1 protein-coding gene is annotated in these 332 nt (G+C 40.1%); it reads right to left on the bottom strand.

From position 1 onward, the window contains the following. The coding region (locus tag KH400_RS23335) for a hypothetical protein (protein ID WP_369009395.1) at window positions 1-332 on the bottom strand (332 nt) is incomplete at both ends.

The following is a 332-nucleotide window of genomic DNA, read 5'->3' as shown; positions in this document are numbered from 1 at the left end:
ATTCTCGGGCCAGCGTGTCATCGTACTGTTCTTTCTGCAATTTACGAAGACGTGCCTTTTTATTGCTATCACTGAAATCAGACCAATCAAACAAACCGTTTTCAAGAGCAAAAAGAGTCATTTTGTCATTTTTATTTTGAATTCGATCATAGTTTGGCAATCGGAAATCATCTAGCATATCTTTCGCTCGCTCTACCCATTCCTTAGGTTTCCGACCCCTTAATTGCAACTCTAGGCGCATCCAATGTTCAACACCGTCTGGGAGCGGCATCTTTTTCTTAGTTTGTTCAACTAGCTTGTTATATTGCCGAATTTGTTGATCAGAACTGTTA

It is taken from the genome of Desertibacillus haloalkaliphilus, assembly GCF_019039105.1.
GTDB lineage: Bacteria > Bacillota > Bacilli > Bacillales > KJ1-10-99 > Desertibacillus > Desertibacillus haloalkaliphilus.
The sequence above is the reverse complement of the archived record's forward strand: the minus strand, read 5'-3'. Positions and strand labels throughout refer to the sequence as shown.